Origin of the sequence: Mesorhizobium erdmanii USDA 3471 (genome assembly GCF_000472705.1) — a bacterium.
In the GTDB taxonomy this organism is placed as follows: domain Bacteria; phylum Pseudomonadota; class Alphaproteobacteria; order Rhizobiales; family Rhizobiaceae; genus Mesorhizobium; species Mesorhizobium erdmanii.
The window spans coordinates 115,925-129,733 of record NZ_AXAE01000016.1 but is presented as its reverse complement, the minus strand read 5'-3'; the positions used below and the strand labels follow the sequence as shown (position 1 = coordinate 129,733).

Here is a 13,809-nt window from a genome sequence, read left to right as displayed (position 1 = left end):
GCTGGTCCGGACGTTTTCGCCTCATCTTTCCCCAGATTGGACAAACGCCCCGGCCAGCAGGCTGGAGTCTGATTGCGCCTCTGCGCGCGGCTGGCTCCATCCTAAAAGCATGATCCCGAAAAGTGGAAACCGGTTTTCGGATAAGATCATGCTCCAACCAAAGTTCTGAACCGGGAAGGCATGGAATGTCAGACGCATCGCAGGGCTTGCGCCTCTACAACACGCTGACACGCACGAAGGCGGATTTCGTTCCGATCGATGCGTGCAATGTGCGCATGTATGTCTGCGGCCCGACCGTCTACGACTTCGCCCATATCGGCAATGCCAGGCCGGTGATCGTCTTCGACGTATTGTTCCGCCTGCTGCGCCATCTCTATGGTGAGACGCACGTCACCTATGTGCGCAACATCACCGACGTCGACGACAAGATCAACGCGCGCGCGCTGCGTGATTTCGGTGGCGAGATATCGGCCGGAAACCTGTCGCTCAACGAAGCGATCCGGCGCGTGACCGAAAAGACGGCCGATCAGTTCCACAGGGATGTCGCCACGCTTGGCTGCCTGGAGCCGACGGTCGAGCCGCGCGCCACCGAATTCGTCGAGCCTCGCGCCGACGGCAAGGCCGACATGATCACCTTGATTCAAAGCCTGATCAAACGCGGCCATGCCTATGTCGCGGCAGGCGAAGTTCTGTTCGATACGGAGTCGATGCCGGACTACGGGCAATTGTCGAAACGCAACCTCGACGAACAGCAGGCCGGCGCCCGTATTGCCGTCGACGCGCACAAGAAAAACCCTGGCGATTTCGTGCTGTGGAAGCTGTCCTCGCCGGAAGAACCGGGCTGGCAGAGCCCCTGGGGTAGGGGTCGGCCGGGCTGGCACATCGAATGCTCGGCGATGTCGGCGGCCTATCTCGGCGAGGTGTTCGACATCCATGGCGGCGGCCTCGACCTGATCTTCCCGCACCACGAGAACGAGATCGCCCAGTCGCGCTGCGCCCACGGCACTTCAGTCATGGCCAATGTCTGGATGCACAATGGCTTCTTGCAGGTCGAGGGCCAGAAGATGTCGAAGAGCCTCGGCAATTTCTACTCGATCCACGAACTGCTGGAGACCGAGAGCTTCGGCGGCCGCAGCTGGCCGGGCGAGGTGCTGCGGCTGGCGATGCTGATGACGCATTACCGCGAGCCGATCGACTTTTCCGTGCGCAAGCTGGAGGAGGCGGAGAACACGTTGCGCAAATGGAAACGCGCCGCGGACCTGGCGCCGGCGGCGGTAGGGCAGGTGCCGGTGGAGGTCGTGGAAGCGTTATCGGATGATCTTGCGACATACGCGGCCTTCCAGGTGCTGACCCAGTTGGCCGGCGACGCCGCGGACGGTAACCGAGCCGCTGCTGCACTGAAGGCGTCGCTGCTGTTCCTCGGCTTCGATGTCGCCTCGGCAGAAGTGGATGAAGACAAGGTCGCGAAGGCAATCGCCAATCGTCTCGCGCTCATCGCGGCGAAGAACTGGGCCGAAGCCGACCGCATCCGCGACGAGCTCCTATCGCAAGGTGTACAGTTGAAGGACGGCAAGGATCCGGTCACCGGAGGGCGAATCACCACTTGGGAGATAAAAAGATGATCGACCATCTCGGCATCACCGTTGCCGATTTCGAGGCTTCGAAGGCTTTCTACGATGAGGCGATGGCGCCGCTGGGTGCTTCGCTGCTTTACATGGTGCCGCTGGAATATACGGGCGGCGCCAAGGTTGGCGGTTATGGCCGCGACAGGCCGGTGTTCTGGCTGAGCACCGGCAAGGATAGACCGAGAGATCATCAGCACGTCGCCTTCACCGCGCGCAGCCGTGGCGAGGTCGATGCCTTTCATGCCGCGGCGCTTGCCGCCGGCGGCAAGGACAATGGCGGGCCTGGCCTGCGCCCGCACTATCACCCTAACTATTATGGCGCCTTCGTCTTCGATCCCGACGGCAACAATGTCGAGGCTGTCTGCCATGATCCGGAGTGAGCCTATGAATCGGAGGGAATCATGAGCCTCGACAATCGGCCGATCTACACAGGCGGCTGCCAGTGCGGCGCGGTGCGCTTCCGCGTCGAGGGCACGCTGGGCGACGCTTCGGTCTGCCACTGCCGCATGTGCCAGAAGGCATTTGGCGCGTTCTATGCGCCGCTGGTGTCGGTGCGTGGCGCCAGGCTCGACTGGACGCGCGGCGAGCCGAAATATTTCCGCTCATCCAGCCATGTCGATCGTGGTTTCTGCGCCAATTGCGGAACGCCGCTCACCTTCACCGCGCCCGATGGGGTGGGGCTGGCCATCGGTGCATTCGACAATCCGGCGGAAATCGTGCCGTTGATCCAATGGGGCACCGAGGCGAAATTACCCTATGTCGACACCATTCCGGACCTGCCGGGCGAGGATACGATGGCCGACATGTCGTCGGCTGCCTATCTCGCCGATCTCGTCTCCTACCAGCATCCCGATCACGACACCGACCAATGGCCGCCTGAGGAAAGACCATGACCGAGACTGTCCGAACCGGCGGCTGCCAGTGCGGCGCCGTGCGCTTCCGCATCAAGGGGGCGCTTGGCCGCCCGTCCATCTGCCATTGCCGCATGTGCCAGAAGCAATTCGGCTCCTTCTTCGGCGCGCTGGTCACAGTGCCAAGGGATGGCGTCGAGTGGACCCATGAGGAACCGAGCTATTTCCAGTCGTCGGTCAACATCGATCGCGGCTTTTGCGCCCGCTGCGGCACACCGCTGACCTATCGCCAGCCCGGCGGGCTGGAGATCGCCATCGGCGCTTTCGACGACCGTTCGGATCTGGCGCCGCAAATCCAGGTCAACTATGCGGCCCGGCTGCCTTGGGTGGAGACGATCTTCGATCAGCCCGTTCACCAGGATTCCGACTACTATGCGTGGCAGGAGCAGATCATCTCCTTCCAGCACCCCGATCACGAAACGGCCAACTGGCCGCAACAGGGCCTTAAACTATGAGCTTGCGCATCCTCTACCCCGAGATTGAACCGTTCGACTCCGGGCTGCTCGACGTCGGCGATGGCCATAGGGTCTATTGGGAGCGTTCCGGCACCAAGGGCGCCAAGCCGGCGGTGTTCCTGCATGGCGGGCCGGGTGGCACCATTTCGCCGAAGCACCGGCGGCTGTTCGATCCAAAACTCTACGACGTCATCCTGTTCGATCAGCGCGGCTGCGGAAAATCGACGCCAAACGCCTCGCTCGAAGCCAACACGACCTGGCATCTCGTCGCCGACATCGAACGCCTGCGCGAAATGGCCGGCTTCGACACATGGCTGGTGTTCGGCGGCTCCTGGGGCTCCACACTGGCGCTCGCCTATGCCGAGACGCACCCTGACCGCGTCAGCGAGCTTGTGGTGCGCGGCATCTACACGCTGACCCGCGCCGAACTCGAATGGTACTATCAATTCGGCGTCTCCGAGATGTTTCCCGACAAGTGGGAGCGTTTCCTAGCGCCGATCCCCGAGGCCGAACGGGGCGACATGATGGCAGCCTACCGCAAGCGGCTGGTCGGGTCCGACCGCAAGGCGCAGATCGAGGCCGCCCGCGCCTGGAGCCTATGGGAAGGCGAGACGATCACGCTGTTGCCGGAGCCGGAGACAAGCGGGCCGTTTGGCGAGGACGACTATGCCGTCGCCTTCGCCCGCATCGAGAACCACTACTTCGTCCATGCCGGCTGGCTGGAAGAGGGACAATTGCTCCGCGATGCACACAAGCTCGGCGATATCCCCGGCACCATCGTTCACGGACGCTACGACATGCCGTGTCCGGCACGCTACGCCTGGGCGCTGCACAAGGCCTGGCCGAAGGCCGACTTCCATCTGATCGAGGGCGCCGGCCACGCCTATTCCGAGCCGGGCATCCTCGACCAGCTGATCCGCGCGACGGACAAATTTGCAGGCAAATGACCATGACCCGCGAGCGCCTCTATCTCTTCGACACCACATTGCGCGATGGCCAGCAGACGCCGGGCATCGACTTTTCCGTCGAGGACAAGATCGCGATTGCAAAACTGCTCGACGAATTCGGCATGGACTATGTCGAAGGCGGCTATCCCGGCGCCAATCCGACCGACACTGCGTTTTTTCAGCAGAAACGCACCGCACGCGCCAAATTCGTTGCCTTCGGCATGACCAAGCGGGCGGGGGTTTCCGCCTCGAATGATCCTGGCCTTGCAGCGCTCGTGCAGTCGAAATCGGACGCCATCTGCTTCGTCGCCAAGAGCTGGGACTACCATGTGCGCGTTGCGCTCGGCTGTACCAACGAGGAGAATCTGGAAGCGATCAAGACCTCGGTGGAAACCGCTGTCGCATCGGGCAAGGAAGCGATGGTCGATTGCGAGCATTTCTTCGACGGCTTCAAGGCCAATGCGGATTATGCGCTGGCCTGCGCGAAGACGGCATACGACGCCGGCGCGCGCTGGGTGGTGTTGTGCGACACCAATGGCGGCACGCAGCCATCGGAGGTGCGTGCCATAGTCGCCAAGGTCATCGCCTCAGGCATACCGGGCCATCATCTGGGCATCCACGCCCATGACGATACGGGCCAGGCGGTTGCCAATTCGCTGGCCGCTGTAGAGGCCGGTGTGCGCCAGATCCAGGGCACGCTGAACGGCATCGGCGAGCGCTGCGGCAATGCCAATCTGATCTCGATCGTGCCGACACTGGCACTGAAGCCGGCATTCGCCGATCGCTTTGTATCAGGCATTTCGGCCGAAGCGCTGACCGGCATTTCACGCCTGTCGCGGGCTTTCGACGAACTTTTGAACCGCGCCCCGGAAGCCCAGGCACCCTATGTCGGCGCCTCGGCTTTCGCCACCAAGGCCGGCATCCATGCCTCCGCACTGGCCAAGGAGCCGGCGACCTACGAGCATGTGCCGCCGGAAACCGTAGGCAACCGCCGCCGCGTCATGGTCTCCGACCAGGGCGGCAAGGCCAATTTCCTTGCCGAACTGAAGCGGCGCGGCATCGAGGTGCCCAGGGACGATCACCGGCTCGATGCGCTGATTGCCGTGGTCAAGGAGCGAGAGGCCGAAGGCTACGCCTATGAGGGCGCCGACGCCTCCTTCGAGCTCTTGGCGCGCAAGATGCTGCACGGCCTGCCGGAATTCTTCAACGTCACCTCGTTTCGCTGCATGGTCGAGCGCCGCTTCGACGCCAACGGCCAGCTGAAGACGGTCTCCGAAGCGATCGTGAAAGTGCTGGTCGACGGCGAGGAGAAGATGTCGGTCGCCGAGGGACATGGCCCGGTCAACGCGCTCGACATCGCGCTGCGCAAGGATCTCGGCAAATACCAGAGTGAGATCGTCGACCTCGAACTTGCCGACTTCAAGGTGCGTATCCTCAATGGTGGCACCGAGGCCATTACGCGCGTCCTGATCGAATCGCATGACGGCACCGGTGCGCGCTGGTGGACCGTCGGGGTGTCCGAAAACATCATCGACGCGTCGTTCCAGGCATTGATGGATTCGATCGTCTACAAGCTGATGAAGAACCGCGAAATGGCGGGGTTGGTTGCCGCCGAATAAGGTTGAACCATCAGCGAAAGTCCATTGATCCATCAGAACTTTGCGATGGTCTTGCCAAGTTTACTGCGCCATAGCGTTGGCCCATGGTCACCGAAGCAATTGCCCTGGACGCAGATTCAAAGGCCCGTCGCGGCTTCCTGCTGGCGCTGGGCGCTTATCTGTTGTGGGGGTTGCTGCCTTTCTACATGAAGGCAGTGGCGCATCTGCCGCTTGCCGAGGTGATCGCCCACCGCATCGTCTGGTCGGTGCCGATCGCCGCGGCGGTTCTGGTCTGGGCCGGTCGCACGGCGGATTTCAAGGCGGCAATCCGCTCGCCTCGCACCATCGCCATGGCGGCGCTGACGGCGGCGTTGATCTCGGTCAACTGGGGCATCTATGTCTGGGCGATCGCCGTCGACCGCACGGTCGAGACCGCGCTTGGCTATTACATTAACCCGCTTGTGGTCGTGGTGGTCGGTGCGCTGCTGCTTGGCGAGCGGCTCAATCGTTTGCAGATCGCGGCGGTCGCGCTTGCGGCGGTCGCGGTCATGCTGCTGACGATCGAGGGCGGCAAGCTGCCCTGGGTATCGCTGGCGCTGGCGTTTTCCTTCGCCGCCTACGGCTTCTTCCGCAAGACGCTGCCGATCGGGCCGAGCCAGGGCTTTCTGCTCGAAGTGCTGTTGCTGTCGGTTCCGGCTCTTGGCTATATCGTCTACCTGATCGCGACCGGACAGGACCATATCGTACACAGCAACGGCACCGACACGGCCTTGCTGATCGGCTGTGGTCCGATCACATCGGTGCCGCTGCTTTTGTTCGCATTCGGCGCCAAGCTTTTGCGCCTCTCCACCATCGGCATCATGCAATATATCGCGCCGACCATGGTGTTCCTGATCGCGGTGCTGGTTTTCGACGAGCCGTTCGGCAAGGCACAGGCCGCTGCCTTCGCACTGATCTGGGCGGCACTTGCGATTTATTCCTGGTCGATGTTGACGAGCGCACGCCGGGCCGCTCGATAGGGTATACGCGCTTTGGCGTAAAAAGATGCAAGGCTGCCCGCTACAATCCTCGGCCAAGCCGCCTGACGAACAGATAGGTGGCCGCGGCGATGGCGACCGAGACCGCCGTCACCACCCAGAAGCCGACGGGCGTATCGACCAGCGGAAGACCGCCGACATTCATGCCGAACAGGCCCGATATGATGGTCATCGGCAGCAACACCGCCGTCATGACCGACAGAATGTAGAGCAACTGGTTAGACTGCATCGTCAGCTTCGCCATCAGCTCGTCCTGCAACAGCCTCGTGCGCGCCTGCAACTGCTCGCCGTCGTGATAGAGCGTCTGTGCCCGATGCGAGAGCCGGGCCGCCATGTCGTTGATCGGGTCAGGCAGCTCGTCGCGATGCGAATGGTCGAGATGCCGGAACAGGTTGGTGAGCGTCGCCATCTGCCGATGGATCACCACCAACTGCCGGCGCGCCTCGACCAGTGCTTGCCGCTCATTGTGCCATGCGTCGCGCACGACGCGATCCTCGATGCCGTCGAGCGTGTCTGCAAGCTTGCCGAGCTCGACCGACATGCCGTCGAGCGACTGGCCCATGACCGCCTCGATCAGGTCCGCCGGCGAGCGGAATTTCCGTGAACCATTTTCCACCACCTTGCGGACGGCGTCGACCGACTCCAGCGGTTGCTTGCGGGCGCCGATCAGCATGGTGTCATTGAAGGCGAAGCGGAAATGGACGAGCCCGCGCGCCTCCGAAAAGTCGTGCTTGAGATCGGGCAGATCGCCATAGAGCCAGCCATCCTCATAGTCGATGTGGCAGCCATGGCTGGGGGCAAGGAATGCATCGCGCGCTGGGGCCGGCAGAGCCTGCTCGGCGCCGATCTCCTGGCGAGCGTGGAGGTCGGTGATCTGGTAGCTGCGCCATGTCCAGTGCGCCTGCGCGAGGTCTCTGGTCCGCACGCCTTCCGCTGTGAAATGATAGATGAAGAACAACCCGTGCTCATCGGGCAGGTAAGGCGACAGGTCGGTGCCTTCGGCAGGGAGGGCGATGTTCATTGTCGCTTCTCCAGATGGTCCAAGCAACGAGCCGCGCAGCGACCCAACCGCAAAATCCTAGCACGCGCGAACCTGGTTTCGTGTGACGGTTTCTTGACAGTTGCGGGTGGCAGCGCTGCCTCAGTGGCCGTGCCAAGCCGTCGGGAGCTTGTATCGCGCGTATCGGCCAACTCCATGGGGCACGCAGAGTTGTTCCTGGCGGCCACACGCGGCCGAGCTGTGTCGGCTGCCCCGTCTTCGTCTTCGTTCAGCGCTTCGGCCCAAACCCGGGGTAGGGGTTGAGCGGCACGATCGCGGCGATGTCCATCATGCCGGCCTTGATGAGTGGCAAGGTGGCGAGATGGCCGCGCACTTCGGCATCGTCGGCCGCCTCGAACATCATGCCGCTGCCGGGGATGTCGCCACGGTTCCAGACTTGGCGCACCGCGCCTTCGGCGTAGAGCGTGCGTCGCTGCTCGGCCTCGCCGGGCAGAAGCGGTGCGAAGTCGGCGTCGCCAAACTTTGCGGTGTTGCGGGTGAGAAGGGCAAAGAACTGCATGTCGGTCTCCTTTGGTTGGGATGGCCGACTATCCCAAGGGCTAGTCAGACTGTCCAAGACTGAATAGGCTAAAGTTGAGACCTGAAAGGACGGATAGATTCGGAGAGAAAGTGTTCGACCTGCGCCAGCTCCGCTATTTCGTCACTGTCGCCGAAACCGGCAATGTCGGCCGTGCCGCCGAACTGCTGCATATCTCGCAATCGCCACTCAGCCGGCAGATCATGCAGCTCGAGCAGCAACTGGGCGTCGCGCTTTTCGAGAGGGCAAGGCAGCGGGTTCATCTCAACGCCGAGGGCCGCGCCTTCCTTGCAGAAGCTCGCGCGCTACTTGCCAATGCGCGGCGCGTGGAGGCGTTCGGCCGCAACCTCGCCAGCGGCGCGGTCGGCCGTCTCGCCATCGGCTATGTCGAGGGCGCGGTGCATGCCGGTCTGGTTGCAGACATGCTCGGGCAATTCCACCGCGAACGGCCGCAATTGCACATCAGCCTGATGAGCCTGCGCTCCGCCGCGCAGTTCGAGGGGCTGCGCCAGCGCACGCTGGATCTTGGCCTGGTCTATTCGCCGCCGCCGGCCGACTATCCCGAAATCGCCTCGATGCTGGTCCGGCGCGAGCCGTTGGTGCTGGCGATACCGGAGGGTGATGCGCTTACGGCTGTCGCCGAGATCCGCCCGCCTCACCTCAATGGCCGAACCTGGATCACCGTCGTGCGCCAGCCCGCCGACACCAACCGCGGCCAGTTCCTGGCAGCTTGCATCGAGGCTGGCTTCGTGCCCGACATCGCCTACGAGACTGCCGATCCCTTGACCTCGCTTGGGCTGGTCGGCGCCGGCCTCGGCCTGGCAACGGTGCAGGAGAGCCTGCGCCGCGCCGCGCCGCCGGGGATCGTCTTCCGCGACCTTCCCTGGTTCAAGCGCAGTGTGACGATCCATCTCGCCTGGCGGCGTCAGGATGGACGGGCGGTGATTGGAGATTTGCGGAGGGCAGCAGGGCAGTAGGCAGTAGGCAGTAGGCAAGCCCCATTCCCTACTGCCTATTCCCTACATCTTGTCTATCACCGACTGCACGCCTTCGGTCGGCGCGTCGACGGAGGAGCCTGCCACCATGATGGCGGGCACGATAGCCTCCGGCTCGTTGACGACCAGCGGCTTGACCCGTTGCGCGGTGTGGATGAAGCCCTCTGCCGCCATGTGATCAAGCAACGAGAGCATCGGGTCCCAGAATCCGTTGACATTGCCGAAGACGATCGGCTTGCGGTGATGGCCGAGTTGCGCCCAGGTCATGATCTCGACGATCTCCTCGACTGTGCCGATGCCGCCAGGCAGCGCCACAAAGGCGTCGGATTTCTCGAACATCCTGTGTTTGCGCTCGTGCATGTTGTCGGTGATCAATAACTCGTCGAGCCGGTCGAGCGCTGTTTCGGTTGCTTCCCTGTTGATCAGGAAGCGGGGAATGATGCCTGTCACCTTGCCGCCGGCCTTGAGCGCGCCTTCGGCGACGGCGCCCATGATGCCTTTGGTGCCGCCGCCATAGATCAGCCGCAGCCCGGCCTTGGCAATTGAACGGCCAAGCAGGTGTCCGGCCTTCGCATAGATTTCATCTCGGCCCGGAGACGAGCCGCAATAGACGCAGACGGATCGAATCGTGTTCATACCGATGATTGGTGATTGGGTCTGGAAGCGGGGTCAAGCCCTGGGGGCCGACAGTCCGGGCTTTTTCTTGTCGGCTTTCGTAAAACACGCTAGACCGGCGTTAGGTGGCTAAGGGGTAGGGAAATATGGCAATTAATCCATTGAAGGCGTTTCTGTTCGCGGCGGGTGGGACCGTCGCGGTCGGGGGAACCGCCTATGTATCGGGTGCACTCGACCCGTATCTTCATCCAACGCCGCCGCCGCAGGTCGCGGCCTTGACGCCGCCCGTGGCGCCAAAACCGGCCGACCCCGGCACGGAAGGGCGACTGCCGGCGCCGGCGGTGCCGGCGGCACCCGCCGCCGCGCCTCAGGCGACCGCTCCGGCCGCGCCGGCAACGGAAGCTCCGGCCGCACCGGCTGTCGATGCAAAGGCTCCTGCCGCGCAGGCACCAGCCGCTGCCGGTCCCGTTGCGCCGACCTTCGACGTCGTACGCGTCGAGAGCAATGGTTCTATCGTCGTCGCCGGCAATGCAGCACCCAATTCAAAGGTCGAGATCCTCAACGGCACGACGGTGCTTGGTTCAACGGTGGCGGGTCCCGATGGCGCCTTTGTCATCGTGCTCGACGATCCGCTGAAGCCTGGCGACTATACGATTGCGCTGCGCTCGACAGTCGGCACGGTCGTGACCGCTTCGGCGCAGACCGCGGTCGTCGCGGTTCCCAAGGATGCCGCCGGCCAGGTGCTGGCTATGGTCGAGGAGCCGGGCAAGCCGGCCGAACTGCTGACGGTTCCGGCGCCCGAGACCAAACCGGCAGCGCCTGCCACCGGCGACCAGGCTGCCGCTCCGGCGCCGGCGGCTCCGGCCGGCGAAGCGCCCGCAACCACTGCTCCGGCGCCAGCCGCACCGGCTCCCGCGCCCGCCGTCGTCGAGACAACACCGGCTCCGGCCGCTCCGGCGACACCACCCGCCGCGGCCGTGGCAGAACCCAAGATCGTGGTCGAGGCGGTCGAGATCGATGGCAATAAGATCTTCGTCGCCGGCCTCGCCGACCCGGGCCGCAAGGTGCGTGCCTATGCCAACGAAATCCTGCTCGGCGAAGCGCAGACATCGCCGGACGGTCATTTCCTCGTTGAAGCGACACGCGACATTCCGGTCGGCAGCTACACCATCCATGTCGACGGCCTCGATGCCGACGGCGTGAAGGTTGTGGCTCGCGCCGCCGTGCCGTTCGAACGCGAACCAGGCGAAGCGGTCGCCGCCGTGGCGCCCGCCGAGACCAAGCCGGCGGATGCCAAGCCGGCAGAGACCAAGCAGGCCGCACCCGCGGCCGCCGAAGCACCTGCCGCTCCGGCTCCCGCCGCACCTGCCGCCGAGGCTCCGGCCGTCGTCGCCGCGGCCACCCCGCCGAGCGACGTGCCGGAGGTGGTGTCACCCAAACTCGAACATGCCGACGGCGCCGTCATCATCCGCCGCAACGATACGCTGTGGCGAATTTCGCGGCGCGTCTATGGCCACGGCGTGCGCTATTCCACCATCTACCTCGCCAACCAGGACCAGATCAGGGATCCCAATCGCATCTGGCCCGGGCAGGTGTTCAAGGTTCCGGAAAAGTCCAAGGAAGGCGAAGCCGCCGATCTCAAGGCAATGGGCGAGCAGGCAACGACAGCGCCGACCAAGACCCAGTAGAGAAGAGATCGGCAATCTGCCGATCTACCCATCGGTCTAGCTTGCTCCGTCATCGTTCATCGTCTATCGCCGATGAACGATGACGGAAACCGCCCTTGAACCAAATCGCGCCACCGGCGCTTTGTCCAACTGCATCCCCGACAGCCACACCGTCGCGGCTCGGTTTGCGGCATTATCGCATCCGGCACGGATCGAGATACTGAAGCACCTGTCGGCCAGCAATTCCTGTTGCTGCCGCGAAGTCGTCGACCGTTTCGACCTCGCGCAGTCTACCGTATCCCAGCATCTCAAGATCCTGGTCGAGGCCGGTCTGGTCCGCTTCGAGCCCGACCGCCAGCGCTCTCGCTATGCTGTCGATCGCGCGGCGCTCGCCGATATCTCGGCGTCGCTGAACGCGCTCGTCAATTCCTGCTGCTCCGGCCGCTGACCCTCTCACCCAAAAGGCAAGAAAAGTGGTCGAAAAAACCGTCTCCGCCGACACCTCAACCCTCACCACGTTGCGCAATTTATGGCCCTATATGTGGCCGGCCGACCGCGCCGACCTCAGGGCGCGCGTCACCTGGGCGACGCTGCTCCTGGTGGTAGCCAAGGTGACATTGGTCGCCGGTCCGTACTTCTTCAAATGGGCGACCGATGCGCTGGCGGGCGCGTCCAAGGCACCGCCGCCACTGCCATCCTTCCTGCTTGCCCCGGTGATGCTGGTCATTGCCTACAATGTACTGAGGCTCGTCCAACTCGGTTTCAACCAGTTGCGCGACGCGCTGTTTGCCCGCGTCGGCCAGCACGCGGTGCGCCAGCTCGCCTTCCGTACCTTCGTCCACATGCACCAGCTGTCGCTGCGCTTCCACCTGGAGCGCCGCACCGGCGGCCTGTCGCGCATCATCGAGCGCGGCACCAAGGGCATCGAGACGATCGTGCGTTTCATCATGCTGAACACGGCGCCGACCATCCTCGAATTCGCGCTGACCGCTGGGATATTCGGCTTCACCTATGGCTGGAAATATGTTGCCGTGGTTGCGGTCACCGTCTGGCTTTATGTCTGGTTCACGGTCAAGGCCAGCGACTGGCGCATCTCCATCCGCCGCGACATGAATGACAGCGACACCGATGCCAACACCAAGGCGATCGACTCGCTGCTCAATTTCGAGACGGTCAAATACTTTACCAACGAGCGCATGGAGGCCGATCGCTTCGACCGATCGATGGCGCGCTACGAGGTCGCCGCCACCAAGACCTGGACCTCGCTCGGCTGGCTGAACTTCGGCCAGGGCGTCATCTTCGGCCTCGGCACCGTCGTCGTCATGTGCATGTCGGCGCTGGAGGTGCAGGCGCACACGCAGACGGTCGGCGATTTCGTCTTCATCAATGCCATGCTGGTACAGCTTTCCGTACCGCTCAACTTCATCGGCTTCATCTACCGAGAAATCCGGCAAGGGTTGACCGACATCGAGCACATGTTCGACCTGCTCGACGTGCCGCAGGAGATCGTCGACAAGCCAGACGCCAAAGCGCTGGTGGTCGGCTCGGGCAAGGTCGAATTCCGTGACGTACATTTCTCCTACGATCCGAACCGCAAGATCCTGAAGGGCGTCTCCTTCGAGGTGCCGGCCGGCAAGACGGTCGCCATTGTCGGGCCGTCGGGCGCCGGCAAGTCGACCATTTCGCGCCTGCTGTTCCGATTCTACGACGTGCAGGCCGGCCAGGTGCTGATCGATGGCCAGGACATCCGGGATGTCACCCAGGATAGTTTGCGCGCGGTGCTCGGCATGGTGCCGCAGGACACGGTGCTGTTCAACGACACCATCGCCTACAACATTCGCTACGGCCGCGTTGGCGCGAGCGAGGAGGAGGTGCGCAAGGCAGCCGAACTCGCCCAGATCGGGCCATTCATCGAGAAGTTGCCCGACGGCTACAAGTCGATGGTCGGCGAGCGCGGGCTGAAGTTGTCCGGTGGTGAAAAACAGCGCGTCGCGATCGCCCGCACCATCCTCAAAGCACCACCGATCCTGATGCTCGACGAAGCGACCTCGGCGCTGGACAGCCACACCGAGCAGGAGATCCAGGCGGCTCTCGACCTCGTCAGCAAGGGGCGCACCACCATCGTGATTGCCCACCGCCTGTCGACGGTCATTTCCGCCGACGAGATCATCGTGCTCAAGGACGGCCAGATCGCCGAGCGTGGCACTCATGTCGAGCTGATGCGAAAGCATGGCCTCTACGCCTCGATGTGGGACCGCCAGCGCGAGGCGACCGAAGCCGAGGAGCGCCTGCGTCTCGCCCGCGAAGGCGACGAACTTGGCGTCGTGGTGCGCAGGCGGACGTCGGAGGTTAATTGATTTTTGTGCTTGACCTCAACATAAG

At 63.5% G+C, this 13,809-nt stretch carries 14 protein-coding genes; 11 read left to right on the top strand and 3 right to left on the bottom strand.

Features of this window, described 5'->3' with window-relative positions:
• The first annotated feature begins 185 nt into the window (after positions 1–185).
• From cysS to rarD, 7 genes are all read left to right on the top strand, one after another.
• Positions 186–1,622 (top strand): cysteine--tRNA ligase, encoded by a 1,437-nt coding sequence (cysS, locus tag A3AU_RS0113660; RefSeq protein WP_027053338.1) that lies wholly within the window; start codon positions 186–188, stop codon positions 1,620–1,622.
• Positions 1,619–2,005, top strand: a complete 387-nt coding sequence (locus tag A3AU_RS0113655; RefSeq protein WP_027053337.1) for a VOC family protein — start codon at positions 1,619–1,621, stop codon at positions 2,003–2,005. Before cysS ends, A3AU_RS0113655 begins: the two co-directional genes overlap by 4 nt.
• A 21-nt stretch (positions 2,006–2,026) precedes the next feature.
• Positions 2,027–2,518, top strand: a complete 492-nt coding sequence (locus A3AU_RS0113650; RefSeq protein WP_027053336.1) for a GFA family protein — start codon at positions 2,027–2,029, stop codon at positions 2,516–2,518.
• Positions 2,515–2,991, top strand: a complete 477-nt coding sequence (locus A3AU_RS0113645; RefSeq protein WP_027053335.1) for a GFA family protein — start codon at positions 2,515–2,517, stop codon at positions 2,989–2,991. Before A3AU_RS0113650 ends, A3AU_RS0113645 begins: the two co-directional genes overlap by 4 nt.
• Positions 2,988–3,938 carry a prolyl aminopeptidase gene (gene pip / locus A3AU_RS0113640; RefSeq protein WP_027053334.1) on the top strand — a complete coding sequence of 317 codons (951 nt, stop codon included), beginning with the start codon at positions 2,988–2,990 and terminating at the stop codon, positions 3,936–3,938. Before A3AU_RS0113645 ends, pip begins: the two co-directional genes overlap by 4 nt.
• Entirely contained in the window at positions 3,935–5,557 is a 1,623-nt protein-coding gene (gene cimA / locus A3AU_RS0113635) for a citramalate synthase (RefSeq protein WP_209444649.1), read from the top strand. Before pip ends, cimA begins: the two co-directional genes overlap by 4 nt.
• Before the next feature lie 83 nt (positions 5,558–5,640).
• On the top strand, positions 5,641–6,555 hold the full coding sequence (gene rarD / locus A3AU_RS0113630; RefSeq protein ID WP_027053332.1) for an EamA family transporter RarD: 915 nt from the start codon (positions 5,641–5,643) through the stop codon (positions 6,553–6,555).
• 40 nt (positions 6,556–6,595) lie between these two features.
• On the opposite strand, the gene A3AU_RS0113625 is transcribed toward rarD, so the two are convergent.
• Positions 6,596–7,594, bottom strand: coding sequence for a transporter (locus A3AU_RS0113625; RefSeq protein WP_027053331.1), 999 nt, complete (start codon positions 7,592–7,594; stop codon positions 6,596–6,598).
• Between the two features lie 247 nt (positions 7,595–7,841).
• Positions 7,842–8,132 carry a muconolactone Delta-isomerase family protein gene (locus A3AU_RS0113620; RefSeq protein ID WP_027053330.1) on the bottom strand — a complete coding sequence of 97 codons (291 nt, stop codon included), beginning with the start codon at positions 8,130–8,132 and terminating at the stop codon, positions 7,842–7,844.
• 110 nt (positions 8,133–8,242) lie between these two features.
• Between A3AU_RS0113620 and A3AU_RS0113615 the strand changes: the two genes are divergently transcribed.
• A complete protein-coding gene (locus A3AU_RS0113615; protein WP_027053329.1) occupies positions 8,243–9,127 on the top strand; it encodes a LysR family transcriptional regulator in 885 nt (294 codons plus the stop codon).
• A 42-nt stretch (positions 9,128–9,169) separates the two neighbouring features.
• Here A3AU_RS0113615 and A3AU_RS0113610 read toward each other — a convergent pair whose 3' ends face one another.
• Positions 9,170–9,781: an LOG family protein gene (locus tag A3AU_RS0113610; protein WP_027053328.1), complete on the bottom strand. Its 612-nt coding sequence runs from the start codon at positions 9,779–9,781 to the stop codon at positions 9,170–9,172.
• A gap of 125 nt (positions 9,782–9,906) precedes the next feature.
• On the opposite strand from A3AU_RS0113610, the gene A3AU_RS0113605 reads away from it, so the two are divergent.
• The 3 genes from A3AU_RS0113605 to A3AU_RS0113595 all read left to right on the top strand — a co-directional run bounded on the left by A3AU_RS0113605 (position 9,907) and on the right by A3AU_RS0113595 (position 13,784).
• Positions 9,907–11,448, top strand: a complete 1,542-nt coding sequence (locus tag A3AU_RS0113605; RefSeq protein WP_027053327.1) for a LysM peptidoglycan-binding domain-containing protein — start codon at positions 9,907–9,909, stop codon at positions 11,446–11,448.
• A 79-nt stretch (positions 11,449–11,527) separates the two neighbouring features.
• Entirely contained in the window at positions 11,528–11,875 is a 348-nt protein-coding gene (locus A3AU_RS0113600; RefSeq protein WP_027053326.1) for an ArsR/SmtB family transcription factor, read from the top strand.
• Positions 11,876–11,900: 25 nt separating this feature from the next.
• On the top strand, positions 11,901–13,784 hold the full coding sequence (locus A3AU_RS0113595) for an ABCB family ABC transporter ATP-binding protein/permease (protein ID WP_027053325.1): 1,884 nt from the start codon (positions 11,901–11,903) through the stop codon (positions 13,782–13,784).
• Positions 13,785–13,809: the final 25 nt, after the last annotated feature.